Source organism: Rathayibacter sp. PhB179, assembly GCF_004345345.1.
Classification (GTDB): Bacteria; Actinomycetota; Actinomycetes; order Actinomycetales; family Microbacteriaceae; genus Rathayibacter; species Rathayibacter festucae.
This window is the reverse complement of sequence record NZ_SLVD01000002.1, coordinates 445,613-472,063: the sequence shown is the minus strand read 5'-3', so window position 1 is coordinate 472,063 and position 26,451 is coordinate 445,613. Positions and strand designations below refer to the sequence as shown.

The following is a 26,451-nucleotide window of genomic DNA, read 5'->3' as shown; positions in this document are numbered from 1 at the left end:
GAGTGCAGGCCCGCCGCCCGCCGTGTGAACTGCGGATGACGAAAACCCCGGTTCCTCTGGTGTTCCGGGCGCGAAGGGTTAATCTGAACCTCAGTCCGCTCGCGTGGCGAGCGGAGCGATTCGTCGAGGGACGGAGTGCCGGGATGGCCGAGCGGAACGGGCACCACTGCGTGGGGCTGCGTTCGCGCGTGCGGCGGACCGACGCGATCCGGGCGGGGATCCTCCTCGCCGCACTCCACTCCGCCGACACTCGGATACGGCACCACGTCACCGTGCGGCTCTGCGCCGCGGCCTCGAAGGGCGCCGTCATCACGACGGCGCCCTTTCGCGTGGTCGCGGCGTCTCCGTGCGCCGGCGTGCGACAGCACGGAGGTCACTGATGCGCACACTCGTCCTCAACGCCGGCTACGAGCCGCTCGCGGTGGTGTCGTTCAAGCGGGCGCTGGTGCTGCTGATGACCGAGAAGGCGATGATCATCGTCGCCGACGAGGAGCACCCGGTGCACGGAGCGACCGGCGACTACGTCCGGCCCTCGGTGATCGTGCTCACGCGCTACGTCCGCATCCCGAGCTCGCGGAGCGTGCCGGTCTCGCGCCGCGGGGTGCTGCGGCGCGACAACCACCGCTGCGGCTACTGCGGCCAGCACGCCAACACGATCGACCACATCCAGCCGAAGTCGCGCGGCGGTCGGGACACCTGGGAGAACCTCGTCGCCTGCTGCCACCGCTGCAACAACGTCAAGAGCGACCGCACGCCGCTCGAGATGGGCTGGCAGCTGCGCTCCGTGCCGCGGATGCCGCGCGCCGGCTCCTGGCTCGTGCGCGGTGCCGAGCGCACCCAGCCCGAGTGGGACGACTACCTCACGGCTGCGGCGGCCTGACCCCTCCCGCGAGATGCCACTTGTGCGCGCTCGACACGGCGTGTCGCGTGCACAAGTGGCATCTCGCGGGGAGCGGGGGCGGAGGTGGGGGCGGGGCTACTCGTTGTCGCCGCCGGTGGCCTCGGAGGCGTTGCCGGAGCGGGAGCCGGACCAGGTCCAGTTCGCGACCTCGGGGATGTCCTCGCCGTGCTCGCGGGTGTACGCGCGGGCGCGGATCCGGGCGTCCTGCATCTCCTGGCGGAGGCCCGCCGCCTTCGCGCCGAGGCCGGGGGTGCGGTCGATGACGTCCATCACCAGCGAGTAGCGGTCGAGGTCGTTGAGCATCACCATGTCGAACGGCGTGGTGGTCGTGCCGTTCTCCTTGTAGCCGTGGACGTGCAGGTTGCCGTGGCCGGTGCGCTTGTAGGTCAGGCGGTGGATCAGCCACGGGTAGCCGTGGTACGCGAAGATCACCGGTCGGTCGGGCGTGAAGACCGCGTCGAACTCGCGGTCGGAGAGGCCGTGCGGGTGCTCCGACTCGGACATCAGCCGCATCAGGTCCACGACGTTGACGGTGCGGATCGCGAGGTCGGGCAGCGCCTCGCGGAGGATGCTGACGGCCGCGAGGGTCTCCAGGGTCGGGACGTCGCCGGCGCAGGCCATCACCACGTCGGGCGACTCGCCGCGGCGCTCGCTGCTCGCCCACTCCAGGATGCCGAGGCCGCGGGTGCAGTGCGCCACCGCCTCCGCCATGGTGAGCCAGGCGGGAGCGGGCTGCTTGCCGGCGACGACGACGTTGACGTAGTCGACGCTGCGCAGGCAGTGGTCGTAGACCGAGAGCAGCGTGTTCGCGTCGAACGGCAGGTAGACGCGCACCACCTCCGGCTTCTTGTTGACCACGTGGTCGATGAAGCCCGGGTCCTGGTGGCTGAAGCCGTTGTGGTCCTGGCGCCAGACGTGGCTGGAGAGCAGGTAGTTGAGGCTCGCGATCGGACGGCGCCACTCGATGTCGCGGGTGCCGTCCAGCCACTTCGCGTGCTGGTTGAACATCGAGTCGATGATATGGATGAAGGCCTCGTAGCAGGTGAAGAGCCCGTGCCGGCCGGTGAGCAGGTAGCCCTCGAGCCAGCCCTGGCACTGGTGCTCCGAGAGCACCTCCATCACGCGGCCGGCGCGGGCGAGGTGGTCGTCGAGCGGGCTGAGCTCGGCGTTCCACTGCTTGTCGGTCGCGGCGTAGACGCTCTGCAGCCGGTTGCTGGCGACCTCGTCGGGTCCGAAGATCCGGAAGTTCGTCGGGTTCTCGCGGATGACGTCGGCGAGCCACTCGCCGAGCACCTTCGTCGCCTCCGCGACGGTGCCGCCCGGCTCGTGCACGACGACCTCGTAGCGCCGGAAGTCCGGCAGCCGGAGGGTCTGGCGGAGCAGGCCGCCGTTGGCGTGCGGCGTCGCGCTCATCCGCAGCTCGCCCTCGGGGGCGAGTGAGCGGACGCGGTCGGCGATCCCGCCCTCCTCGGTGAAGAGCTCCTCGGGACGGTAGGAGCGCATCCAGGTCTCGAGCAGGCGGGTGTGCGCCTCGGTATCGCGGGCGTTCGCGAGCGGGACCTGGTGCGCGCGGTAGGTGCCCTCTACCTGCACGCCGTCGATCTCCGCGGGGCAGGTCCAGCCCTTCGGGGTCTTCAGGATGATCATCGGCCAGGTGGGGCGGGAGAGGTCGCCCTCGGCGGCGCGCGCCTTGATCGCGGCGATGCGGTCGAGCACGGTGTCCAGGACCGCGGCGAAGCGCTCGTGCACGCGCATCGGGTCCTCGCCGTCGAAGCCGCCCTCGACGGTGAACGGCTCGTGACCGTAGCCGCGCATGAGGCTCTCGAGCTCCTCGTGGGGGATGCGGGCGAGGACCGTCGGGTTGGCGATCTTGAAGCCGTTGAGGTGCAGGATCGGCAGCACGACGCCGTCGGTCGCGGGGTTCACGAACTTGTTCGAGTGCCAGCTGGTGGCGAGCGGGCCGGTCTCGGCCTCGCCGTCGCCGACCACGGCGGCGACCAGCAGGTCCGGGTTGTCGAAGGCGGCGCCGTAGGCGTGGCTGAGCGAGTAGCCGAGCTCGCCGCCCTCGTGGATGCTGCCGGGCGTCTCGGGGGCGGCGTGGCTCGGGATGCCGCCGGGGAAGCTGAACTGGCGGAAGAGGCGGCGCAGGCCGTCCTCGGTCTCGTCGATGTGCGAGTAGATCTCGCTGTAGGTGCCGTCGAGGTAGGCGTTGGCGACCATGCCCGGTCCGCCGTGGCCGGGGCCGGTGATGTAGAGGGTGGGCTGCGCGCGCTCGGTGATCGCGCGGTTGAGGTGCGCGTAGATCAGGTTGAGGCCGGGGGTCGTGCCCCAGTGTCCGAGCAGGCGCGGCTTGATGTGCTCCCTCGCGAGGGGCTCGCGCAGCAGCGGATTGGCGAGGAGGTAGATCTGGCCGACCGCGAGGTAGTTCGCGGCGCGCCACCAGGCGTCGATGGTGTCGAGGGTGGCGGGGTCGAGCGGACTGTCGTCCCTGGCGGCCCAGACGTGCTGAGCGGCGGGGGAGGTGAGGGATGCGGCCATGCTGCAACGCTCCCAGGCGAGCGCGCGGGACGGAAGGGCCTTGCGGGCGGCGGGGCGCCGTCCGGACGGGGCTGCTCGCCGCAGAACATCAGCTGAGAAGGGAGGGCATCGCTCCTCAGCGGATGCCCCCCTCTCTCAGCTGATGTTCTGCGGCCGGGTCAGCCGCGCGGGGTGGCTCGGCGGAGGATTAGGGCGCCGAGGACCGCGGACAGGACCGTGGGGACGAGCAGCAGGGCGAAGGCGCCCGTGAAGCCGATCGCCTCGAAGGCGAGCCAGACGGAGTCCCAGCTGTCGGTGAGGGTGAACAGGGCGACCAGGCCGACGATCAGCGCACCGAGGGCGAGGAAGAAGACGGTCATCCCCGTGGCCCGCCAGCGGACGAAGACCGCGGCGACCGCCGAGCCGGCGAAGAAGAAGAAGAGGAAGAGGCTGAAGACCGCGAAGGTCTGAGCGAGCCAGGAGACGTCGCTGTAGGCGGCGGCGCGGAACATGTAGCCGCCGAGCCCCCAGCCGTTCGTCGCCTGCTCGAGCGCGGACATCGTGGAGTAGAGGACGGTCCAGGCGGCGGACAGGCCGACGAAGGTCAGCCCCGTGCCGAGCGAGTAGTCGCGGCGGGTCGACCCGTAGCCCAGCGCGAGGGCGAAGGTGACGTTCGTGGCCTGGATGGCGACGACCAGCATGTAGATGAAGATGAACGTCGTGCCACCGGTGATCTGCACGCCGGAGTCGCCGCCGGCGGCCGGGACGCCGACCATCCGCAGCACGAGCAGCCAGATGATCAGGCTGCCGATGAAGATCGCGCCGAGGATCGCGAGCGGAGTGACGAGCAGCGTCGCCGGGTTGGCGAGGTGCAGGCGGACGATGCTGAGCAGGCGGTGGCGCGCGACGGAGCGCTGCGGGGCGAGGGCGGTCATGAGGCGGCCTTTCCGGTGGTCAGCTGGACGACGAGCTGCTGGAGCGAGACGGGCTCGAGCTCGAGGCCGCGGTGGCGGGCCTCGTCGCGGTCGGCGGTGCCGAGGTGGGGGAGCGTCGCGGTGGCGAGGCCGCCGACTCCGCTGCGGGAGAGGACCTCGCGGCCCTCGGTGAAGGAGTCGACCGCGGCGCGGCTGCCGGTGACGGTCGCGGCGGCACCGCGCAGCTCCTCCGTGTCGCTGTCGACGAGGAGGCGGCCGTCGTCGATGACGAGGACGTGCTCGAGGAGGCTGCTGACCTCGTCGATCAGGTGGGTGGAGAGGACGACGGTGCGCGGGTGCTCGCCGAAGTCGGCGAGCAGGCGGTCGTAGAAGAGCTGCCGGGCGACCGCGTCGAGGCCGAGGTACGGCTCGTCGAAGAAGGTCAGCGGGGCGCGGGAGGCGAGGCCGACGATGACGCCGATCGCGGAGAGCTGGCCGCGGCTGAGCTTCTTGACGCGGCGGTCGAGCGGGAGGCGGAAGTCGACGACGAGCTGCTGCGCGAACTCCTCGTCCCAGCCCTCGAAGAACCAGCGGGCGCTGCGGAGGACGTGCGTGACCTTGAAGTCCTCCGGGTACTTCTGGCTCTCCTTGATGAAGCAGGTGCGGGAGAGGACGGCGGCGTTCTCGACGGGGGCCTCGCCGAAGACGCGGATGCTGCCGGCGCTCGCGAACTCCTGGCCGGTGAGCAGCGACATCAGGGTGGTCTTGCCGGCGCCGTTGCGGCCGAGGAGGCCGTGGATCCGGTTCTCCTCGAGGGTGAAGCTGACGTCGGAGACGGCGTGCATGCTGCCGTAGTGCTTGCTGAGGCCGGCGACCTCGATGACCGCGCTCATCGCGATCCTCCTTCGATGTCGGTGATCATGGCGGTGAGCTGCTCGCGGGTGAGGCCGAGCTTGGCGGCCTCCGCGAGGAGCGGTGCGACGAACTGGTCGCGGAACTGCGTGCGGCGCTTCTCGACCAGGCGGTCGCGCGCTCCCTCGGCGACGAACATGCCGATCCCCCTCTTCTTGTACAGGACGCCCTCGTCGACGAGCAGGTTCACGCCCTTGCCGGCCGTGGCCGGGTTGATGCGGTGGAATGCGGCGAACTCGTTCGTCGACGGGACCTGGTCCTCCTCGGGCAGCGCGCCCGCGATGATGTCGTTCTCGATCTGCTCGGCGATCTGCAGGAAGATCGGGCGGGAGTCGTCCATGGGGCTCCTTCCCTCGATATCGGTGCTTCGTGGTGTGTTGGTTCGTTGGTGCAGTAATTAACCAACCACGCAGCTCGTGCTGTGTCAAGAGCGACGGCTCCGGGCGATCGGTACACTGGACGGCACCGGCCTCTGTAGCTCAATGGAAGAGCGACTCCGTCCTAAGGAGCAGGTTGGGGGTTCGAGTCCCTCCAGGGGCACCACTGCTAAATGCGCTCTGATCAGGAGAAATCACTGATGCACGCGTCTCCCAATCCAGGCGGTGTGCCGAACCGGGTGCCCAGGCGCCCGCCCTGATGGCTGCAAGCCGGTCGACGGCGTCTCTCTGCATCGTTTCGGCGACGTGGGAGTAGACGGCCATCGCGACCGAGATGTCGCTGTGGCGTAGGCGCTCCTGCAACACCTTCGGGTGAATACCCGTGCTGAGGAGCAGCGTTGCGTCAGTGTGCCGCAGCACGTGAAGCGCCATGACCGGAAGCGCCTCGCCGCCCAAGCGGCGTCGACCTGCGGCCACCCTCTTGCTCGGAGCGCTCACAGACCGAATTTCGTGCGGTGTCGGCGCGACGCTCCGACGAACGAGTGCCTGCCGACGACACGGCCCAAGTCGGGTACGAACACGGGTCGACCGGCGGCGCTGAACCTGGGAGCCTCAACAGGGGTCCCGGCGCGCTAGACAACCTTGCTACCGTGAGGGGGCTGGTGCCATCGAGGATCAAGCTCCATCTGGGTCGGCTGGTGCTGGTCGACGCTAACGAAAGGTCAACTGTGAGTTCGATTTCAGGCTTTCTCCGAATCGAGTCGTTTCGCACCACAGTTCGAGACCTCCTTACCGTGGAACCGAAGAGGTTCGACGCTCTAGTCGAAACTGCTCTAGTCGAGCTTCGAGACGATTCGCCAGAGATGGCGGCACCGGAAACATCCGAGGAGCTCGAACAGAGGGCCATGTTGCTCCTCCTGCAGGCCGCGGCGACCGACGACGCTGACGACGTGATGGAGGATCTCCGCGGCGCTGCAGATTTGCGCGACGCTACGTTGGAGCGGCTGAGGCCAGCACTTTCTCGTGCGGAGAGCGCTCGTGAGCAATTATTGGCAAACCGCATGCGGAATTCATTTCTTCCGATTCTTACCTCATCGCGGTTTGCGATTGATCTGCGGGTCATACAGGGGATCGAAGCGCCGGTCGCATTGCCTGTGGTAACTACGCGCTTCGAATTTGACGAGCCGGTATCGGGCGGCGGGCGTGCCTTTGTTTTTCAACTGAACGAACGAGAGTTGGAAATATTGATCGCCCAACTTTCCAATGTCCAGTCGGCGTTACAAAATCTGCAAATCCCGGGAGACGGGGTACGGGTAATACATGCCGGGAGTGAGGCTGCGAGGTGATTATGGGATCATCTGGCGATGCGGCCACAACTGTGGTGTTCAACGCCGACACTACGTTCTGGGCGGCTCTCTTTTCTTTTGGTACGGCAATAGTAACTGCAATCGGGGGGCCAATCATCCGGAAGTTCTTTCCGACAAAAGATGGCGCAGCCGACACTGTGAATACGATTGCAACGGATGCGTTCAAGCAGCTTCACGAGTCGGTGGCCGGTGTAGTAAAATTGTCGGCACGGGTTGAGAGTCTTGAAACGAGCGTAAATCAATCGCTAGTCATTTTGAATGATCTCAACAGGAAAAAGGGCAGGTAGCTTATGGAAGCTGTTGGGGCAAGCCTCCCCTTCCTCACTTTTGTCGTCTTTCTCGTTAGCATTTTCATTCCCATTAGGACAGAGGTAATCGCTCGTCGAAAGCGACGTGACCTAATGACGGCGCTGCAGGGAATTGCGGCGGGCGCTCGTGAGTTGAAGGCGCTGGCGCAGGAAGCTGCGTCCGTAGCGGATTTTGAGCGGCATGAGAACACGACGATCCTCGACGTCAGTCTTACCGCAAGCCTTCCCTCTGTTGAAAGTCTTTACGTAGCTCATTTCGATCCGGTCTTTTCGTCCGTGGAGGCTCTTGGAAAAAACTCCTTCGAGCATTTTCCTGGTAAGGGAGCGCCTTTCGTTTCTTGGGCATGGCCAGAGGATGCCCTTTCGGGAGTTCGCTCCCATGTCGATTCCGATCTAAAGCATCATGAAATTTCGTGGGCAATCGAGACCGACGCTCACCTGCGAGCCGTGACCGACGCTCACTTACGGAGCCAGAGGCCGGACGAAGGCAACAGTCCGTTGGCAGGTTTCCCCTCCTCGTGGTGGAAGAACGTCGGAACGCGTGCGCCTGTTGCCCTGTAATTCAGTATTCGGCACGTAGAGGGCAGACGGCGACAACCTCACTTTTTGCACGCAGACTCTCTCACTTTTACTATGAGAAAAATAAGGCACCATCTTTTGATCGGCGTCGTCGTCCTGTAGTGAGAAAAGACTGGCGTGCAGCTGCGCGGCGACGATAACGTGATTGATGGCTCGCAATGGTCTCCTCAAGGCGGGGCAAGATCGAGCTAAGTCACGGACCGAATCTGCAGAGACTTGCGGCGGTGCAGGTGGCCTCGAACCGGTGCAGGGAGATGGCCGCGCAGGTTCCGGGATTGACGTTTTGAGCGATGGTGTGGAACACGAGCCTGTTCCGTTCGTCAAGAATAGGCTTGAGTGTCCTCTTGATCGCAGCTCACTCAGCTGCCAGTTCCGGCGCATGATTGCTGTAGGCCCTGCCTGCTAGTGCCCGTGTGACTTCGAGCAGTCAGCGTAAAAACTTGGCGTTGTCGAAGAACGCGCTGGCGGTTGAGGCGGGCAAATAAACCACGAACATTTGAGAGGCAAGCAAGACCGCGTTCTCGAGCAGACTGTAGGCGATCACGAGGGCTCCTATTGCTAGCGTCACGCGATTCAAGATCCCACTCACGACGTCATCTCCGGCCAATCAACGCTTCTCCGCGTGCTCGCTTTCCATGCTCCGCACCGTAGCGACGGTGAGCAGCTCCAGCAACCATCAACCGCTGCTGAACCTGCGGTCCCGGGGGCGAGGGCTCGATATACATCCGACTCGCGATGAGCACGCGATTCCCTCGCTGACGTTGCAGAATGCCCCGCGGTAAGCAGAAGCTCGCCGACGAGCAGACAATTCGCCCCAGAACCGCACAGCGCTCCCTCGACGATGCGCAAGCCGAACTCCGCGAGGTCGTCGGCGACCTCCTCAACGAAGGCGAATCCATCCGCGAAGTCGCAGCCGCCGCCGAGATCTCCACCAACACCGTGCAGAAGTGGAAGCGTGCGGAGCAGGCGAGTGGGCTTCCTCGACATTGGTCAGACTTAGGCTGCTGCAGCAATTAGGTCGGAGAGCCCCTCGAAGCGAGAGTCGTCAGCCATGACTCGTTCGAAGTCCTTGCGCGCCATGCCCTTCTTCCCTGACGCCAGGTACGTCTTCCCCCGTTCGATCAGCGCCAGGTTCTTCAGCTCCGACGGCCGCGACCGCACGCGGAGCGCCTCCTTCAGGGCCTCAATTGCAGCGTCGTAGTAAGACAGCTCTCGTAACGCCGCTCCGCGCTGCATTAGAAGGTAGGTCGAGGGCTCATCCTCGTTCGTGAGCCCGTCCGTCAATTCAACGACATCTCTCCACCGCCCTTGCTCGGCGTAGAGCTCGGCAAGAGATACAGCCGCAAGTGTCGTGGGTTCCAGACCTTCGACAACTTCCGTCGCTCGCCCAAGATTCCCGGCGTCCTGCTCGATCTCGGCCAGGAGGAGCCCGATCGCGCTGCTATCCACGGGCATCACAGCCGCGATCCCAGTCGCGATGGGGAGGGTGATGGTCTGGTCGATCAGGTACTTCTTCGCCGGCTCGTCCGACTCCGGACGGTAGCCGGACGTAACCAGCCAGTCGAGCAGCGCCCTAGTGCGCGCTAGGTCGCCGTTCTTGGTGGAGTAGAACATCACTTCAGCGAGGCTGAGAACCCCAGCTGCAGTCGGAGTCTCAGCGGCGAGGCGCTGCAGCGACGCCGCGTCCCCGGTACCCGTCACGGTCTTGTGCAGCGCTTTCTCCCACGCCGGCGCGAACATGCCGGGCTTCGGCTTCGTCAGTGGAACAGGCGTCGCCGGGGCGCTAGCTCCTTGCGGCGTGCCCTTCGCCACTTTCGGCCTCCCTGCCGTCGCACTGTACGAGATGCCGCTACCCGGGATGCCAACAGTGCTAGTGACACCCCTCCGGCTGTTGACGCTCACTCGAGCGCCCTTGACCCCCGCGCTCAACCCGATGGACTTCGGCGATACCGACATCCGCACACCAGGCGCGATCTTGAACGACTTGCGCACGCGAAAACCCATGAGAATCCTCCTATTGGTGTTCGGAGACTAGTGGAGCGTCGGCTCGTGGCTCTACGCCTGATCGTTCCAGACCCCGTCGTGGGGCGCTGGCAGAACAGCGAACGCGACGAGACCACGCGGCATGGCACCAGCGGCGGCCAGAGCTACGACGACCATTGTGATGAGCGGGTAGATCAGGAGGGGGTGATGGCAGACCCGAGTTGACTTCGTACCGCCAGCCGGTTTGTCGCTCGCGGTGAGGCTAGCCTGCCTTAGTCCAGTTGGCGCAGGAAGTCGACTCGAAGATCTCGCCGTCCACTAGGGTCACCGTCGCTGGCCCCTGAACGATGTTGTTGTTCACGATCTCGGCGTCGCTCCCCGTGCCGCTCTTCCACGCGTAGTAGCAGCCGACAGGGTTCGCCCCGGTCGGACCCGTTGTTGTGTAAGTGCCGGCAGCAATACCCTGCCCGATGACGCGAGTTCCGTTCCCGAAGCTATTCGCGGCGGCGGTCTGCTCGGCTCCCGACACCTTGGACTCTCGCGCAGCGAGGGCGACCTCCCGCTCATCGAGCGTCTTCGTGCGGGCATCCGACTCAGCTTCCGCTGCCGTGGCTCTCTCGCTGGCTGTGACGGCGTCTGCCTGCGCGTCAGCTGCCTCGTCTCGGGCGGTTGCGATCGCCTCCGTCAGACCCTCATTGCGCAACCGGATCTCCTCCGCGTTACTCGAGAGTTCGTCTCGTTCTGCAACGACGGCTCGGTAGTCGGACTCGGACACGCCTGTCGGCTTTGCAGCGAAGCCAATCGCAAATCCGACGGCCAGCAGTAGCAGAGCCGCAGCTAGGAGGCGGGCGGACAACGGCGCTTTCGCTAGAGCCAGCCGGCCGTGGCTCAGCTGGCCTTCAGCACCTGACGCTCTCATGGTCGCGAGCCTACCCACAGCGGAAGCCAGTAGTCCTACCCTGGCCAATCACAGGACGCGCTTGACCCGATACCGGCCCCGTATCCTACCCAAGGCGCGACTCGGGCCTCTCCGAACTGACTCCTCCGCCTACTGGGCGATGGTGAAGACGCCATCGGCGCCACGGTCGGGGTGGTAGGACCAGGAGAACGAGACATCGCCCCACTCTTCCGTCTGACGGCCGTCGAGTGACGTCGTCTGATTGACGTGCGAGACGACCGATTGGGGAGCGTCCGTCTCCGTCAGTAAACACTCCAACTCGGAGTAATCCAGACCCGCGAAATCCTCTTCGCCTTCGCTATCGATGGTGAGCGTACGGTCCCCGTCAGACAGTGCTGCCCCCTCGGTGTTGGTCACGCACTCCTCAACAGCATTCGTCAGGGCAGAGGCGGACTGCGATCCAGTGGCACCGCCAACGAGCGAGACGGCGGCGACGATGCCGCCTACGAACAACCCGCCGAGTACAAACCCGCCTGCGGCGCCTATGAGCAGGGACGACATGCTCAAGCGCGTCTTCGGTTCGGTTCTCGGTACGGGCTGCGGCAGAGGGTTGTCGGTCACAAGCTCACAGTACCGATGTGGCCAAGGTGGCGGCGTTGCTCTTTGCCGCAGACGATCCGCCTCCGGTGCACAGGCTCAGAAAGAAGAGAAAGCTAGCGATGCGACCGTCCGAGATCTCGAACTTGATGATTGCTCGTGCTAGCAGCAGCGAGGATCTCGGCTGGAAAGTAGTCGTCACTTACCAGGACTGCCACACCTAGGTCTGCCTCACTCGCACCGAGCGAAACGTCGCTGGCGGGGACGCGTTGCGCGACGCCGCTGAATCGTTCCTCGCGTGGTCTCGCAGGCGCTATCTCTGCGGATCGTAACGACCTTCGCCGAGGTCGAGGTGGCTAGTGGCTCGGTCGCTGAGCAGGCCGACGTCGGCCGCGTCCGCGGCGCTTCGGCAGCCACGGTTGATCCGGCACGGTGGGGCGACGCTATGCGCCAGTCCGGCGTCACTGAGGGAGGCTCGCCTACTGTCGTCTGCAGAGACAGCGGGTTCCTCGGTCAGCGGTGCGCCGTCCGCCGTCGGCGGAGGTGCGGATGCGCTGGATGAGGCACGGCCGGAGCCAGCCGGCGTGCGGTGGGCGCCTCTCGTGGCTGCGCTCGCCGATCGTCCCGCTCGCGGTTCTGGCGTTCGCGGTCTACTCGATCTACTCGATCTCCCGAGCCGACCAGATGCTCACGGCGGGGTACGACCTCGGCATCTTCGACCAGGCGGTGCGGGCTTACTCGCAGTTCCGTCCGCCGCTCTCGCCGCTGAAGGGCGACGACTTCAACCTGCTCGGCGACCACTTCCATCCGATCCTCGTCGTTCTCGCTCCCCTGTACTGGATCTGGGACGACGGTCGCGTGCTTCTCGTGGCGCAGGCGGCACTCGTCGCAATCTCCTCCGTGTTCGTCTGGCGCTTCGCACGTCGCAGGGCGGGCACGGGGGCGAGCTGCCTGCTGGTGGTCGGGTATCTCCTCGGCTGGCCGCTGCAATGCCTCGCCGACTTCGATTTCCACGAGGTCGCGTTCGCGGTGCCGGTCCTCGCGTGGGCGGTCGATGCGATCGACGGCCAGAGGGACAGACAGCTCGCAGCGGCAGCGGTGATTCTTCTCCTGGTCCGGGAGGACATGGGGGCTGTGACGATGATTCTCGGTCTTCTGCGGGTTGCGAGGAGGTCTAGGGCACTTGGCGTGCTCCTCGCCGCTCTCGGGGCAGCGGTGTTCGCGGTCGTGGTGCTGGTTGTGATCCCGGCATTCAGCGGACGCGGATACGCGTACTGGGACTACGGAGACCTCGGGCCCGACTCGGCGAGCGTCGTGCACACTCTCCTTGTTCGGCCCTGGGTCGCGATCACGCTCTTCTTCACCCCGGTCGTGAAGACGTTCACTCTGCTGAATCTCTTCTCGCCGCTTCTCTTTCTTCCTCTCCTGTCCCCGATAACCCTGCTCGGTCTTCCGCTTCTGGCCGAGCGTTTTCTTTCTGATAGGTCCTCGCTCTGGACGAGTGAATTTCACTACAACGCCCCCGTCTGGGTCGTGCTGTTCCTGGCCGCTCTCGACGGCGGAGGGCGTCTTCTCGCCCGAACCGCTCGTTCCTCGCCGCATAGCGGAAGGGTGGCGCTAATCGCGGGAATAATTGTCTGTGTCCTGCCTGTAATAGGTACCTTTGTCGTCGGCGACCGGCAGGCCTACCCGCTGGGTCGAATCGCCGCCGGAGAGGTTTGGTCGATAAGTCAGCACATGATCGACCAGGCTTCGGCGGTCGCCCATGTACCTCCGTCGACATGCGTAGCGGCCGATGATCGTCTGGTCCCGCTTCTCACGCGAACGAATCGGGTGTCGCTTCCGGGTGTGCTTCAGCGACCCCCGGATTTCTATGTCCTGGATCTCGGTCAGGAGGAAGCCGGGTCGGTTCGCGGCCTGAAGATGGAGACGTCGGTCATCCGTGACGACGCGATTGCGGATGGCTACCGCATCATAGCGAGCTTTGGCACTGTTGAGGTCCTTGAGTCGCCGGACTACACCGGTCCGTCGAAAGATTGCGCGCGTTAATGCCGTTGCTTGAGTGGGCCCCGCGGGTGAGTCCGAGGGGCCCACTCAGTCGTTGCTGCGCTCAGGGACGAATGAGACCGGTGTTCCAGGTCTGAGTCGAGTTTCCATTCGGCTGATCCTTATGAATCAGTCTGACTGAGCATTCACCTCTGTTGCCGATGGCGAACACGTAGGAGTTCGTTCGTGCCGACGACGCGTTGAATTCGCCGCCGTCTCCGAACCAGTTGCCGTCAGCGCACCAGAGCTGGAAGTCATAGCGGCCGGCGTTTCCCGGTGTGAACGCGGCACGATAGCCTCCGTTTGACACTGTGGCACACAACGTGCCTCCGGCCGCCGTCACGCAGGACGACGTAGCGGCCGACGCGATCGGTGCCAAGAGCAGTGATCCCGCGGTAGCGGCAAGAACTGCGCAGACGAGAGACGGTTGCATTCTCAAGCGTTGCATCTTCGGGCCCTCCTATCCGACGTAGCCGGTTGTCCAGACCTGACCGGTCGCGAGTTTCTTGATCTGGACCTCGCACGGCCCCTGTCCGCCGACGGCGAAGACGTAGGTGTAGGTGTTCGTCGCCGTTGCGGTGAACGCACCTTCGCTGCCGAACCATTTCCCGTTGCTGCAGGCGAGGTTGAAATCCATCACCTCCGAAGGCCCGGAATTCTTGATGTATTTCGCTTGATACCCCCGCGGGTCGGTATTCACGAATACGAGATTGTCTTTTGCTGTCGTCGGATATCCCGGCGACCCCGCCTCTGCGGCAGGGGCGCACCCGATGGCGCATGCGCAGATGCAATCGATCGCGAGTATCGTCTTTGAGACTTTATTCATGATTGGCTCCGTGTCTTCTCTCGAGTGAGAGCTCGGTCGTCGGCGGACGTAACTCTCTTCTTCCGTGGCTCCGTTTGTTGCACTGGGGCGTCAACCGGTGGTCGTGCTCTCCTCGCAACGGGTCATCGCCTGTGCCGGCTTGTAGTGACCAATGCCAAGGCAGGGTTGTATGCCGGCGTTGTGCAAGTCAGGCGGTGACCTTGCTCGACGCCGATCACCGTCGACGAGGAGAGCGGCCGGGTTTCGGAACACAAAGCACAAGAATCGCGGCGCCGTTTTGCTCAGGCTCGGAATGCCGAAAACAGCCTGATCTGTCGAAGTCATGCGCCTCTCCCGGTTCAGTCATCAGATGACTCGGATTGCGGCGGTCTGATCAGGGTGGCAAAGGGCGCGATTGGGGTCAATGAAGTAATTGCGCCATTCGGGCGCAGAGCCGCCAAAGAGGAATGAGATGCGCCAATTAGCGCGGAAATTGACCCTTGGTTCTCGGGTTCGACGGTCCGGCGCCCTGTCTCGTGGCGGGAGACATCGCTGGCGCTGGCGTGTACTCCCCGCGGTGACTCGTGTCAGCCGCTCCTCGAGGTACGCCACCAGGTCTTCCAACGGCGGCGTCGGCGGTGGTCAGAGGTCCGCGCCACCCCCGTGATCGCTGCTCGCGGAGGCGCTCCGATGGCGAGATCTTCCTTGATCTCGCGGCTCGAACGCGCCGTGATGCTGCCGAAGGTACGGGCTGTCTCGAGGCGCTGTTCGAAAGCCTCATCGAGTGCGCTCAGTGCACGTAATTCAGCGCAGCGCCTCGCCGTGGAACTCGGCGCGGTACTCCGAGGGGCTCGTGCCGTTGATGGCGCGGAACTGGCGGGAGAAGTAGAAGGCGTCGGAATAGCCGACGGCGCGGGCGATGTCGGCGATCGAGGCGTCGGTGGTGATCAGGAGCTCGCGGGCGCGGGCGCTGCGCAGGCGCTTGACGTACTCGACGGCGCTCATGCCGGCGGCCTTCTTGAAGAGGGCGGAGAAGTGCGAGGTGCTCATTCCGGCGAGGGTCGCGAGCTCGGTGATGCTGGTGGGGGAGTCGAGGTGCTCGCGCAGGTGGTCCTGGGCCATGCGGATCCGGTCGCCCGACTCGAGGGTGCCGCGGGTGCGGTCGGAGGCGAGCTGGGCCAGGAGGTTCCAGGCGGCACCGCTCGCGGCGTAGAGGCTCGAATCGGTCTCGTCGCGCTCGAGGGCGGCGACGGCGTGCTCGATGAGGGTCTTCGCCGAGAAGGCGTCGCGCGCGGTGACGACGGGGGACGTCCGCTCGTGGACGACCGCCGAGATGAGGGCGGCGGCATCGGCGCCGGCGACGTGCAGCCACCAGATCGTCCACGGGTCGGCGAAGTCGGCCCAGTACCGGTGCGGGGTGCCCGCGGCGATGACGGCGACCTCGCCTGGGTCGACGCGGACGGTCGAGTCCGCGATCGAGACCCAGCCCCGGCCGGCGGTGCAGAGGATCACCACGGCCTCCCGCGTGCCCTCGGGGCGGCTGCGGCCGTGAGCGGCGGCGTGCGGGAAGTGTCCAGCATCCGTCACCAGCAGACGCTCGGTGATCGGGGCAGCGAGCGCCTCGGCGACCCGCGGTTTCGGCAGGACATGCAGGCGCTGGCCGAGGAAGCCGTCGGGGATCAGCATGCCGACGAGTGTAGGTCAGGGCAGAGAATCGTCCAGCTAATGGCGTCCAACGCTTCATTGGTCGGCGCTTGGCGCGTGCCTAGGCTGGCGCCATGCTCACAGCGGAGTACCCCTCGACCCCCTACCAGCCGGTGCCGCTCGCGGACCACCTCCCCGAGCGCCTCACCATCACCCTCTGGGACTTCTCCTGGTTAGTGCGCACCGGACCGGGCGAGCCCTTCGAGGACCTCGACGCGGCCTTCGCCGGCGCCGTCGAACGGGGGTACAACACGATCCGCATCTGCGCGATGCCGTTCCTCCTGTTCGGGTCCGGGATCGACACCCGGGAGCTCCGGCTCGGACCGCTCGGCGGCTCCTACGCGCAGCGGGTGCGCTGGTACGACGTCGCCGAGCCGACCGTGATCGACGGCCGCGCCCACCTCCTCGCGCTGTTCGCGGCGGCGAAGCGGCACGGCGTGTTCGTCATCGTCTCGTCCTGGGAGTACCAGCAGTCCTCCTCCTTCGCGCGCGAGCGCGACTGGTTCGACGCGCTGATGGCGGTGCCGCCGGAGGACCGCGCCGAGCGGCTCGCCGAGGCGCAGGCGGCGCTCGTCGGCTTCCTCGCGGAGCACGACCTCGACGACCGGATCGCCTTCGTCGAGCTGCACAACGAGGTGCAGGCGGGGCACCTCACCGAGGGGCTCGACTACGACCGCGCGGACCTCGACGCGGCGACGCTCGCCCTCACCCCGCGCCTCACCCGCGGCATCGACCGGTTCCACGAGCTGACCGACGGCGTCCCGTGCTCCGTCAACTACGCGCACGTGCCCGTCGGCGGGATGCGCGGGATCCCGTGGAACTCCGACGTGCTCGTCCTGCACCCCTACATCTACGGCGTGCTGAACGAGTTCATCGCCGCCTTCGCGCTGCGCAGCCCGATCGAGGAGTTCGAGCAGGATCTCGCCGCCGAGGCCTTCCTGCTCGAGGGCGCCCCGCCCATCGCCGAGTGGACGCTCCCGGCCGAGGACCAGTGGAAGCTGACCGCGACGATCGTCGGCAAGGGCGAGATCTACGCGCACGACTGGGGCGACGCCGAGCGGATCGACCGCTGGCTGTACGAGCGCTACGGGGCGCACCACCTCGAGATGCGCTCGACGCTGAAGATCTGGATCGCCGTCGCCGCCGACCACGCCGCCCTGCGCGGGGTGCCGCTCGTCTTCGGCGAGGGTTGGGTCGGCTACACGCCGCTCGAGGGCCGCTTCGAGGAGGGGCCGATCGGCGCCGAGTACTGCCGGCTCGCGATGCGCGAGTCGCGGCGGGTCGGCGCCCGGGGATCGATCGTCTGCTCGAACGGCGCTCCCCAGCACCCGATGTGGGACGACGTCGCCCTGCAGCGCGAGTGCAACGAGATCTTCGCCGCGCCCGCGTAGGCGGACCGGCGACGGCACGACCAGCACGACCGCACGACCAGCACGACGGCACGACCGTACGACGGCACGACAGAAGGACCGGCACCACAGCACAGCACGGCCCCCCGGCATCACGGAGTCAAGGAGGACACCATGACCAACAAACAGCGATTCCCGAACCTCACCCGACGAGGCTTCCTGTACGGCGCGACCGCGCTCGGCAGCACCGCGCTCCTCACCGGCTGCATGGGCGGCGGCGGGGGTGGCGGCGGCGCCGGCGGCGGCGGGATCGTCCTGCAGTCCTCCCTCTCCGACCCGGCCCCGAAGGCGGCCCTCGAGGCGCTCGTGAAGAGCTACTCGAGCGGCTCCGTCACCCTGAACACCGTGGCGATCGAGCAGTTCCGCGCCCAGCTCTCCACCTACCTGACCTCGGGCAACCCGCCGGACGTGCTCACCTGGTACGCCGGCTCCGTCGCCCGCGACTACGCCGCGCAGGACCTGCTGCTCGACCTCTCCGACCTCTGGACCGGCGACGGGGCCGCGGCCGGCTACTCCGCCGCGCTCAAGGACCTCTCGACCGACGCGAGCGGGAAGCAGATCTTCCTGCCGACGAACTACTACTGGTGGGGCGTCTTCTACCGCAAGTCGGCCTTCGAGGAGTGGGGCGTGGAGGTGCCCACCACCTGGGACGAGTTCATGGCCCTCTGCGAGACGCTGCAGGGCCAGGGGATCGTGCCGCTCTCCAACGGCATCGGCTCCACGCCGTGGATGGCGTCCGGCTGGTTCGACATCCTCAACCTCCGCGTGAACGGCGCGGATTACCACAAGGAGCTCCTGGCCGGGAAGTCGTCGTTCGACTCCACCGAGGTCAAGAACGTCATGAAGTACTACGCCGACATCGTGCCGTTCATGGATCCGAACGCCCCCTCGTACGCCTGGCAGGACGCGGTCACGCCGCTGGTGCAGAAGAAGAACGCGATGTACCTCGTCGGGGCGTTCATCAGCCAGAACATGCCGGAGGGCGAGGGCGACGACCTCGACTTCTTCTCCGTCCCGCTGATCGACGCGAGCATCCCGACCGCGGAGGAGGCGCCGACCGACGGCTACTTCGCCAGCGCGAAGACCAAGGACGCGGACGCCACCAAGGCGTTCCTCTCCTACCTCGCCGGGGCCGAGAGCCAGTCCGCCTACATCGCGGCCTCGCAGTCGTCGAACCTGCCGACCTCGCCCGACGTCGACACCTCGGTGTTCTCGCCGCTGGTGCAGAAGGGCGTCGCGCTGCTGGCCGGCACCGAGCAGATCACCCAGTTCTTCAACCGCGACTCCTCCGACGACCTGCAGACCACGGCCGACGCGGCGCTCACCAAGTTCATCGCCCAGCCCGGCGAGGTCGACAGCATTCTGAAGGAGTGGCAGACGGCGGCCGACAAGGTCTTCAACCCGTGACCGGGACGACCCGGGCGGCCGCCGTGGAGCGGCCGCCCGCCCCTTCGCCGGGGACGCCGCCGGAGCCGACGGCCCGCCCGCTGGTCCGCTCGGGGAAGGGGCGCCGGATCACCCGGGTGCCCGCGGTGGTCTGGCTCTTCCTGCTCATCCCGCTCGCGGTCGAGCTGGCCTGGGTCTTCTGGCCGGCGATCAACTCCTTCTACCTCTCGCTCACCCGGTGGAACGGGATCGGCGAGCCGGAGTTCATCGGCCTCGACAATTTCGTCGACCTCGGCTCGGATCCGATCTTCGCGACCGCGCTGGTCAACAACGTCATCTGGGTGGTCGGCTTCGGCGGTCTCTCCGTGGCGATCGGGCTGGCGCTCGCCGTCGCGCTGAACAAGCCGCGGCGCGGGGTCGGGATCTACCGCAGCGCGATCTACCTGCCGATGGTCTTCTCGCTCGCGGTGACCGGCCTGTTCTGGCGGGTGATCTACCAGCCGGACGGTGTCGTCAACAGCTTCCTCGGCGGGATCGGCCTGGGCGACCTCGAGCGGCAGTGGCTCGCGGACCCGACCCTCGCGCTCTACGCGGTGCTGGTCGCCGCGGTCTGGCGGCAGTGCGGCTACATCATGGTGCTCTACCTGGCCGGGCTGAAGGGCGTGGACCCGAGTCTCGAGGAGGCCGCCCAGGTCGACGGCGCCTCGCGGACGCAGCGCTTCTGGCGGATCGTGATGCCGCAGCTGAAGGGCGTGAACGGCGTGGTCTTCGCGGTCACCGTGATCGACTCGCTGCGCACCTTCGACATCGTCTGGGCGATGACCCGCGGCGGGCCGTACAACTCGACGCAGCTGCTCTCGACCTACATGTTCCAGGAGAGCTTCACCGTGCTGAACCTCGGCTACGGCTCGGCGATCGCGGTCGTCATCTTCCTGCTCGCGATCGTCTTCATCATCAGCTATCTCGTGCGCGCCACGAAGGAGGAGGACTGAGATGGCCGTCATCGCTCCGGTCGCGCCCGGTCTCGCCGCACCGACTCTCCCGCGCCGCCGGGTGAAGGGCTCGTGGATCTTCCACGCGATCATGGCGCCGGTCGCGCTGCTCTGGGTGCTGCCGATGCTGTTCGTGCTCTTCGTGGCCGTCCGCAGCTTCGACGACATCACCGGCAACGGGCTCGGCGCCCTGCCGGCGAGCTTCAGCTTCGACGGCTTCGTCACGGTGTTCACGGCCGGGCTGGTCGGCGAGGCGCTGGTGAACAGCCTGATCGTCACGGTCTTCACCGTGTTCCTCTCGCTGCTGCTCGCCTCCTGGGCGGCGTTCGCGCTCAGCCGGTTCCACATCCCGTTCCGCCGGGGGATCCTGCTGCTGATGCTGGCCGGCAACCTGCTGCCCCCGCAGATCCTGCTGATCCCGGTCTCGCGGATCACCGAGAGCCTCGGCATCTACGACACGCTCTTCGCGCTGATCGTGGTGCAGGTCGGCTTCGGGCTCGGCTTCTACACCTTCGTGCTGCACGGCTTCATGCGGTCGATCCCGGCCGAGATCTTCGAGGCGGCGCAGGTCGACGGCGCGGGGGTCCTCCGCACCTACTGGCGGATCCTGCTGCCGCTGTGCCGGCCGTCGCTCGCGGCGCTCGGCGCCCTCGCGACGACCTGGATCTGGAACGACTTGATCTGGGCGGTCACCGTGCTGCGGACGGAGACGAACTTCCCGATCACGGCGGCACTGCTCAACATCCAGGGCGGCTACGTGAGCCAGTGGAACGTGGTCGCCTCGGGGGCGGTGGTCGCGGCGATCCCGACCGCGATCGTGTTCTTCGCGTTCCAGAAGCAGTTCGTCTCGGGGCTGATGGTGGGCTCGAGCAAGTAGACGCAGGGCACGAGGAGAGGGCCGGCTGTTCGCAGCCGGCCCTCTCCTCATGTGCGCGGTGTGCGCGGCGCGTGACGCCCCCGCTCCGCTCAGTCGCGGTGGAAGAGCAGCAGTGCGGGCAGGCTCGTGGCGAAGTAGTCGGTGGAGCCGTCCTCGAGCGTCGCCTGCGGGGCGTCGAAGCGGGGACGCGCCTCGCCGAGCGTCGACGGCGGCGTCGCCGGCTCGAGGCCGAGCGCGGCGCGGGCCGCGTCCCAGGCCGCGAGGGTGCGGCCCTCGCCGCCCTCCCACGGCTGGAAGCGGCGCGACTCGAGGAGCGACAGCGCCTCCTGCGCGCGGCCCGCGGCGATCAGCAGTCCGGCGTACTCGACGGTCAGGTCGTCGCGGGAGAGCGTGAGGTCGTGCTCGTCGTCGAGGCGCTCCAGGCGGTCGGCGGCGGAGTGGCCCAGGCGGTCGGCGAGCTGGTCGAGCTCGTAGAGCAGGCGGGCGTCGCGCGGGGCGAGCTCGCGGGCGCGGAGGTAGTGCGCCCAGGCGTCGTCGTCGTCCGCCTCGTCGTTGTAGGCGGCGAGGCCCGCGTTGCGGTGGGTCACGGCGTCGGCGCCGCCGTCCGCGATCGCGCGGCGCCAGTGCTCGGCGGCCTCGGCGCGGCGGCCGGTGTCGTAGAGGAGCATGCCGAGCAGCGACCGCGCGGTGCTGTCGGCGGGGTCCGCCGCGACCGCGGCGGTCAGCGCGTCGTGCGCGTCGAGGCCGGCGGGGAAGGCGCGGGTGAGATCGAGCGCGCGGGTGCCGACGGGCTCGCCGAGCCGGGCCAGGAGGTAGGCGGCGATCGGCGCGGCGTTGCCCGCTCCCGAGGTGCCGGCGTTCCCGCCGGCGACGGCGCGGAGCAGTCGGCGGGCCTCGCCGGTCTCGCCGAACGACGCGAGGTCGAGCGCGACGTCGATGCTCTCTTGCGCGTCGGCGGGGTCGGTGCCGGTGAGCGTGCGGGCGAGCTGGTCGAGCGGATCCAGGCGCAGGGTCTCGTGGAGGGACCGCTCGGCCTCGCCGACGCGGCCGAGCGCACGCAGGCAGACCGCGCGCAGGGCACGGGCGCGGAGGTCGTCGGTGTCGAGACGCAGGGAGGTCGCGAGGTCCTCCAGCGCCGCGGCGTGGTCGCCGGCGGCGGCGGAGAGCCTCGCGCTCTCGAACAGGGCGGCGTGCGCCCACTTCCCGTCCCAGGCGGCCTTGCCGAAGGCGGCGGCGGCGTCGGTCGTGCGGCCGAGGCGGCGCAGGATCAGCCCGCGCAGATAGAGGGCCTCGGTGTCGGTGGGGTTGCCGTTGCGGGCGGTGAGGCGCCGGATCGCGGAGTCGGCGTGGGTGAGCGCGTCGGCGTACTCGCCGCGGCGGTAGGCGTGGTCGGCGAGGGCGAGGTGCACTCGCGCGTCGCCGGGATCGCGGCGCAGCGCCTCCTCCCAGTAGGGCAGCGGCGAGCGGGTCGGGTGCCGGTACTGCGCGAGGTGGACGCCGACGAGGTAGAGCTCGTCGACGGAGGCGGTCTCGGCGGGTGGCAGCGGCTCGGTCGCGATCTCCGGCTCGGCGTCGTCGAACTCGGCGGGCACCTCGTAGTCGAGGAGGGTCGAGCCGTGCGCGACGACCGTGATGCGCAGACCCTCCGGGCCGGTGCGGGTGGTCGGCAGGTCGGCGAGCAGCGGCTGCCCGGGCTCGAGGTCGACGGTCCACTCGTGCAGGACGGCGCCGTCGGCCCGCAGGGTCACGGTCACGGCGGGGATGCGGCGCGTCGTCGCGACGCCCACGCGGAGGATCCCGGCCTCGACGTCGAGGTGCACCGCCGCGTCGCGGGTCGCCTGGTGCGCCACTCCGATGCCGCTGATCGGATACCAGTACTGCGAGAAGGTCTTGGTCTCGCCGGGCATCAGCCAGGAGAAGTCGGGCTGGTTGTCGGTGTAGACGCCGGCCATCAGCTCGACGTAGGGGCCGTCCGCGTCGGTGAGCTGCGCGTCCCAGGCGTGGCCGAACGGGGCGTCGCCCCAGGTCCACTGCTTCTTGCCGGGGGCGAAGCGGCGGTCGGCCCAGTGCACGAAGCCCGCTCCGGCGCGGTGGTCGTAGCCGCCGAAGAAGGAGTCGTCGGTGCGGACGACCATGTAGGAGGTGGGGACCGGGATGTTGCGGTACCAGTCGATCCGGTCGGCGGGCGGGCCGTCCGGCGTCGGTCCGTCGCCGCGCTCGGCCGCGAGGGCGGGGTAGTCGACGCCGTAGTAGGGGCGGTCGGCCGCCGGGAAGGCGGTGATCGCGCGGCGGGCGTGGTCGGCGACGTAGCGGACGTCGCGCGGGAAGAAGGACTGGTAGTCGTCGTGCACCTGTGCCGCGACGTTCGCCCACCAGAGGAAGGTGTGCCGCTCGCTGGTGCGGTTGTGCAGGCGCACGTCGAGCTCGACGAGGCTGGACCCGGGGCGCAGGCGCACGCCGTGCAGGCCCTTCATCCGGCTGAACGGGTCGTGGTCGCTGCACCAGACGACGACCGAGCCGTCGTCGGCGCGCTCGAGGCTCCAGGCGGTGGGCAGGTAGGTGCCGGGGCGGTGGTGCTGCGGCCAGTTGAACTCGACGCCGCCGCTGATCCACGGACCCGCGAGGCCGACCAGCGCCGGCTTGATGACGGTGTTGCGGTAGAAGAAGTCGTAGCCGGTGGTCTTGTCGTAGCCGGAGTAGATCCGGCCGCCGAGTTCGGGCAGGACGACGACCTGGACGAACTCGTTCTCGAGGACGACGACGCGCCACTCCTGGTCGACGGCCTCGGAGGCGATCCGGTCGATGAAGGGCAGCGGGTACACCCGCCCGCTCGAGCCCTGGTAGACGCGGCGGTCGAGGAACATCGGCAGCTGCACCGGCTCCTCGGGGGTGTAGGTGGGGAGGGTGATCGTCGTCTCCCAGACGGCCGCCGCGCCCTGCGCGAGGAGGTCGGCCGCCGCCGGCGGGGGCGCGATGAGCTGCGAGGCTTCTGCGATGACTGCCATGGGTCGAGGGTAGAGAGCGCGGCGAGGGCGGAGGAATGGGCGATCGGCCGGGTCCCCTGGACGATTCGCGGGCGATGCCTCTTCTCGCTGACCGCTCCACCGGGTGTTGCGCGCGCGGGCCTGAACGAACCTGCTCAGTCGGAGTCGATGCCCCAGCGGAAATCGGCGCGCTCGCCCGGCTCCAGCCAGCGGAGCCCCTCGCCCGAGTTCAGGGCGTCGGGCGGGGCGGTCATCGGCTCGATCGCGATCGCGGGTGGGCGCCGGTCGCGATCGATGTAGAGCTGCAGGACGGTGAAGGACGCGTCGGCCCAGAGCGCGGTGCAGCCGTGGCCCGGGGCGCTGAGCTCGGCGCGGACCGTGCCGTCGGGGTCGCGGTCGAGAGCGGTGAAGCTCGCGTGCCAGGGTGCGTCGCGCTCCGGGACGCCGGCGCGGAGGTCGAAGGGCGTGCCCGCGACCGGGCGGCGCTCGCCGGTGGGCAGGTGGCGCTCGTCGAGGACGAGGTGCTCGCGGGCGGGGAGGCGGATGCGCGGGTCGGTCGCATCGCCGGCGCGGAGGTACGGGTGCACTCCGAGCGCGACCGGGGCGCGCCGGTCCGACTCGTTGACGAGGACGTGGCGGGCGTCGATCCCGGCGGGGCGCAGCCGGTAGTGGACGCGGGTGGCGAGGGCGAAGGGGTAGCCGGGCGGGGAGTCGAGGCGGGCGTGCAGGACGACGCTGTCGGCGGTGCGCTCGCCGACGCGGTAGCGGGTCGTCGCGAGGAGGCCGTGGTTGGCCGAGCGAGTCGCCGGGTCGGTGATCGCGAGCTGCTGGACGGCGCCGTCGAGGAGCCAGCGGCCGTCGCGGACCCGGTTCGGCCAGGGGACCAGCACCGCGCCCGCGGCTCCGGGCGGCTGGTCGCCGTCGTAGGGCTCGACGAGGGCGCGGCCGCGCACCGCGAGGGTCCGGATGCTCGCGGCGACGGGGTTGATCGAGGCGCGGACGGACCCGTCGGCGCTGACGAGCTCGATGTCCGGCACGGGTCGACCGGCTCAGCGGCTCGCCGGCGCGGGCCGACGGCGGAGGCGCGGAGGGAGAGTGCCCTCGGCTCGCAGGGGATCGACGCCGCTCATCGCCGACGCAGGATCGCCTCGAGCTCGGCAACGACGAGGTCTGGCCGGGAGAGGAAGGGGTGGTGGCCGGTCGGCAGGTCGATCGAGCGGGTGGCGCGCTCGGCGTGGAGGCGCTGGAGGCCGACCGAGGTGCTGCGGTCCTCGGTGCAGACCAGGTAGGAGGAGTCGACGCCCTGCCAGCCGGCCACGGTGGTCGGGGTGGTGAAGGCGGCGATCGACTGGGTGGTGACCCGTTCCCAGGCGGCGCGCTGGGTGCTCTCGTCGGCGTCCTGGAGGAAGCGGCGGCCGAACGAGGCGGCGTCGTAGCCGGTGACGCCGAGCGTGCCGTCGTCGCCGGGGGCGATCGAGACGGGGTCCGTCTCTCCGGCCATGATGTCGCCCTGCGCCGAGCCGATGTCGGGGAGGTAGGAGGAGATGTAGACGAGGTGGGCGACGGCGGCGTGCGCGCCGGCCTCGGCGATGACGGTGCCGCCGTAGGAGTGGCCGACGACGATCGCCTCGTCGTCCTCGATGTCGTCGAGTGCGGCGCGCAGGGCGGCGGCGTCCTCGACCAGGCCTGCACCCGCGCGGTTCGCCGCCGACTCGCCGCAGGAGGGCAGGGCGACGGCGCGGCTCGCGACACCGGTGCGCTCGAGGAGGAGCTCGGCGGTGCGGTGCCACCACCAGTCGCCGTCGCGGACCAGGGCGCCGTGCACGAAGAGCAGTTCCATGGCAGGAGTCTGCCCGCGATCCTCCGGCGGCGCCTCCCCGGAGGACCCGAGTCCGCTGACAGCGGAGCGCGGGGGCGACCCCTGGTCGGAGCGGGCGCTCTCGGCTTCCGGAGGGTGTTCCACCGGGCTTCGCTCAGGAGGGCCCGCCACTATCGAACCTGTTACCCGACGGAAGGTCCCCTGTGAGTACTCTCAAGCGCATCCTCAGCATGGCGTCGAAGGCGCTCGACTCGAAGAGCTCGTCGAGCTCCTCCTCGCGCCCCTCGTCCTCCACCGGCGGCGGGACGGACTGGCGCGACATGGTCCGCTCGGCCGCGAACGCGGTGACGGGCGACTCCCGCGCCGGTTCCTCGAGCACGGCCACCTCGAACCCCTCGGCGACCCCCACCCCGGCCTACGGCTCGCCGCACCCCTCGGCCCGCCCGCAGGACGCCCGGCCCGCCGCCGTCGCGCCGGAGGACCGCGCGGCGATCGCGCGCTACGACTACCTCCTCCGCACCGCCGACCCCGAGCAGCTGGAGCAGGTTCACCGCGACGCGTTCGCCAAGCTGACCCTGGCGCAGCGCGCCCAGGTCGAGGGGCGCCTGCGCGACGAGCTGCCCGCGAACGAGCAGCCGCGCTCCTCCGCCCCGGACGACCTCGCCCGGGCGGCGACCCGCGGCGAGGCGCACAACCCCGGGTTCCTGAAGAAGATGTTCTCCAAGCCGGGGACGAAGGGCGCGCTGGCCGGTGCCGGAGTCGGCGCGGTCGCCGGCGTCGGCCTGGGAGCCGCGGGCGGACTGCTCGCGGCGGTCGCGGGCGGCGCGGTGCTCAGCAGCGTCGCCGGTCCGCTGCTCGCGCAGGCGGCCGGCATGGGCGTGGACTTCGAGAACCTGGCCGGCGGGCTCGGCGAGTTCGGTGATCTGGGCGAGTTCGGCGACATCACCGGCGGCGCGGGCGAGTTCGTCTCCGGCGCCGGCGAGCACGTGTCGGGTCTCGGCGAGCAGGTCTCGGACTTCGGCTCGAACTTCGAGATGCCCGATCTCGGCGGGCTCGGGAACCTCTTCGACCGCTGA

General features: G+C 68.2%; 23 protein-coding genes and 1 tRNA gene. 12 read left to right on the top strand and 12 right to left on the bottom strand.

Going from position 1 to position 26,451, the window contains the following annotated elements:
* Positions 1 to 379 precede the first annotated feature (379 nt).
* Complete coding sequence (locus EDF43_RS05915) at positions 380 to 880, top strand: HNH endonuclease (protein WP_123445178.1); 501 nt, start codon at positions 380 to 382, stop codon at positions 878 to 880.
* A gap of 96 nt (positions 881 to 976) precedes the next feature.
* Here the strand turns inward: EDF43_RS05915 and EDF43_RS05910 are convergent, their stop codons facing one another.
* The 4 genes from EDF43_RS05910 to EDF43_RS05895 all read right to left on the bottom strand — a co-directional run bounded on the left by EDF43_RS05910 (position 977) and on the right by EDF43_RS05895 (position 5,584).
* Positions 977 to 3,439, bottom strand: a complete 2,463-nt coding sequence (locus tag EDF43_RS05910; RefSeq protein ID WP_132435952.1) for a phosphoketolase family protein — start codon at positions 3,437 to 3,439, stop codon at positions 977 to 979.
* Between the two features lie 158 nt (positions 3,440 to 3,597).
* Positions 3,598 to 4,353 carry an ABC transporter permease gene (locus tag EDF43_RS05905; protein ID WP_132435951.1) on the bottom strand — a complete coding sequence of 252 codons (756 nt, stop codon included), beginning with the start codon at positions 4,351 to 4,353 and terminating at the stop codon, positions 3,598 to 3,600.
* Complete coding sequence (locus EDF43_RS05900; RefSeq protein ID WP_132435950.1) at positions 4,350 to 5,225, bottom strand: ABC transporter ATP-binding protein; 876 nt, start codon at positions 5,223 to 5,225, stop codon at positions 4,350 to 4,352. Before EDF43_RS05900 ends, EDF43_RS05905 begins: the two co-directional genes overlap by 4 nt.
* On the bottom strand, positions 5,222 to 5,584 hold the full coding sequence (locus tag EDF43_RS05895; RefSeq protein ID WP_123445182.1) for a GntR family transcriptional regulator: 363 nt from the start codon (positions 5,582 to 5,584) through the stop codon (positions 5,222 to 5,224). The genes EDF43_RS05900 and EDF43_RS05895 overlap by 4 nt, the downstream gene beginning before the upstream one ends.
* 128 nt (positions 5,585 to 5,712) lie before the next feature.
* On the opposite strand from EDF43_RS05895, the gene EDF43_RS05890 reads away from it, so the two are divergent.
* From EDF43_RS05890 to EDF43_RS05865, 5 genes are all read left to right on the top strand, one after another.
* Positions 5,713 to 5,787 (top strand) — tRNA-Arg (locus EDF43_RS05890).
* 739 nt (positions 5,788 to 6,526) lie between these two features.
* Entirely contained in the window at positions 6,527 to 6,967 is a 441-nt protein-coding gene (locus EDF43_RS05880; RefSeq protein ID WP_132435949.1) for a hypothetical protein, read from the top strand.
* Positions 6,964 to 7,275 carry a hypothetical protein gene (locus EDF43_RS05875; RefSeq protein WP_132435948.1) on the top strand — a complete coding sequence of 104 codons (312 nt, stop codon included), beginning with the start codon at positions 6,964 to 6,966 and terminating at the stop codon, positions 7,273 to 7,275. Before EDF43_RS05880 ends, EDF43_RS05875 begins: the two co-directional genes overlap by 4 nt.
* Positions 7,276 to 7,389: 114 nt before the next feature.
* Positions 7,390 to 7,857 carry a hypothetical protein gene (locus EDF43_RS05870; protein WP_132435947.1) on the top strand — a complete coding sequence of 156 codons (468 nt, stop codon included), beginning with the start codon at positions 7,390 to 7,392 and terminating at the stop codon, positions 7,855 to 7,857.
* A 786-nt stretch (positions 7,858 to 8,643) separates the two neighbouring features.
* Entirely contained in the window at positions 8,644 to 8,892 is a 249-nt protein-coding gene (locus tag EDF43_RS05865) for a helix-turn-helix domain-containing protein (RefSeq protein ID WP_123735115.1), read from the top strand.
* Here the strand turns inward: EDF43_RS05865 and EDF43_RS05860 are convergent.
* From EDF43_RS05860 to EDF43_RS05850, 3 genes are all read right to left on the bottom strand, one after another.
* Positions 8,872 to 9,867: a DUF4236 domain-containing protein gene (locus EDF43_RS05860; RefSeq protein WP_207901636.1), complete on the bottom strand. Its 996-nt coding sequence runs from the start codon at positions 9,865 to 9,867 to the stop codon at positions 8,872 to 8,874. The two genes, EDF43_RS05865 and EDF43_RS05860, sit on opposite strands and share 21 nt — an antisense overlap.
* Before the next feature lie 253 nt (positions 9,868 to 10,120).
* Positions 10,121 to 10,633 carry a hypothetical protein gene (locus EDF43_RS05855; protein WP_123735117.1) on the bottom strand — a complete coding sequence of 171 codons (513 nt, stop codon included), beginning with the start codon at positions 10,631 to 10,633 and terminating at the stop codon, positions 10,121 to 10,123.
* A gap of 273 nt (positions 10,634 to 10,906) precedes the next feature.
* Positions 10,907 to 11,317, bottom strand: coding sequence for a hypothetical protein (locus EDF43_RS05850; protein WP_165909027.1), 411 nt, complete (start codon positions 11,315 to 11,317; stop codon positions 10,907 to 10,909).
* Between the two features lie 594 nt (positions 11,318 to 11,911).
* Between EDF43_RS05850 and EDF43_RS05845 the strand changes: the two genes are divergently transcribed.
* Entirely contained in the window at positions 11,912 to 13,402 is a 1,491-nt protein-coding gene (locus EDF43_RS05845; RefSeq protein ID WP_165909026.1) for a DUF2079 domain-containing protein, read from the top strand.
* Positions 13,403 to 13,859: 457 nt separating this feature from the next.
* Here EDF43_RS05845 and EDF43_RS05840 read toward each other — a convergent pair whose 3' ends face one another.
* Positions 13,860 to 14,225: a hypothetical protein gene (locus tag EDF43_RS05840; RefSeq protein WP_132435944.1), complete on the bottom strand. Its 366-nt coding sequence runs from the start codon at positions 14,223 to 14,225 to the stop codon at positions 13,860 to 13,862.
* Between the two features lie 783 nt (positions 14,226 to 15,008).
* A complete protein-coding gene (locus tag EDF43_RS05835; protein ID WP_243646237.1) occupies positions 15,009 to 15,890 on the bottom strand; it encodes an AraC family transcriptional regulator in 882 nt (293 codons plus the stop codon).
* Positions 15,891 to 15,982: 92 nt separating this feature from the next.
* Here EDF43_RS05835 and EDF43_RS05830 point away from each other — a divergent pair, with 92 nt between their 5' ends.
* The 4 genes from EDF43_RS05830 (at position 15,983) to EDF43_RS05815 (ending at position 20,572) form a co-directional block, all read left to right on the top strand.
* Positions 15,983 to 17,299 (top strand): cellulase-like family protein, encoded by a 1,317-nt coding sequence (locus tag EDF43_RS05830; protein ID WP_132435943.1) that lies wholly within the window; start codon positions 15,983 to 15,985, stop codon positions 17,297 to 17,299.
* A gap of 132 nt (positions 17,300 to 17,431) precedes the next feature.
* Positions 17,432 to 18,724 (top strand): ABC transporter substrate-binding protein, encoded by a 1,293-nt coding sequence (locus tag EDF43_RS05825; RefSeq protein WP_132435942.1) that lies wholly within the window; start codon positions 17,432 to 17,434, stop codon positions 18,722 to 18,724.
* On the top strand, positions 18,721 to 19,695 hold the full coding sequence (locus EDF43_RS05820; RefSeq protein ID WP_243582856.1) for a sugar ABC transporter permease: 975 nt from the start codon (positions 18,721 to 18,723) through the stop codon (positions 19,693 to 19,695). The genes EDF43_RS05825 and EDF43_RS05820 overlap by 4 nt, the downstream gene beginning before the upstream one ends.
* 1 nt (position 19,696) lies before the next feature.
* On the top strand, positions 19,697 to 20,572 hold the full coding sequence (locus EDF43_RS05815; RefSeq protein WP_185019943.1) for a carbohydrate ABC transporter permease: 876 nt from the start codon (positions 19,697 to 19,699) through the stop codon (positions 20,570 to 20,572).
* Positions 20,573 to 20,661: 89 nt separating this feature from the next.
* On the opposite strand, the gene EDF43_RS05810 is transcribed toward EDF43_RS05815, so the two are convergent.
* The 3 genes from EDF43_RS05810 to EDF43_RS05800 form a co-directional block, all read right to left on the bottom strand.
* On the bottom strand, positions 20,662 to 23,577 hold the full coding sequence (locus tag EDF43_RS05810) for a DUF5107 domain-containing protein (RefSeq protein WP_132435941.1): 2,916 nt from the start codon (positions 23,575 to 23,577) through the stop codon (positions 20,662 to 20,664).
* Positions 23,578 to 23,711: 134 nt separating this feature from the next.
* The gene (locus tag EDF43_RS05805; RefSeq protein ID WP_132435940.1) at positions 23,712 to 24,593 is read right to left on the bottom strand and encodes a galactose mutarotase; all 882 of its coding nucleotides are present in this window, start codon (positions 24,591 to 24,593) and stop codon (positions 23,712 to 23,714) included.
* 89 nt (positions 24,594 to 24,682) lie between these two features.
* On the bottom strand, positions 24,683 to 25,396 hold the full coding sequence (locus EDF43_RS05800; RefSeq protein WP_132435939.1) for an alpha/beta hydrolase: 714 nt from the start codon (positions 25,394 to 25,396) through the stop codon (positions 24,683 to 24,685).
* A 182-nt stretch (positions 25,397 to 25,578) separates the two neighbouring features.
* On the opposite strand from EDF43_RS05800, the gene EDF43_RS05795 reads away from it, so the two are divergent.
* Complete coding sequence (locus EDF43_RS05795; protein ID WP_132435938.1) at positions 25,579 to 26,451, top strand: cation-transporting ATPase; 873 nt, start codon at positions 25,579 to 25,581, stop codon at positions 26,449 to 26,451.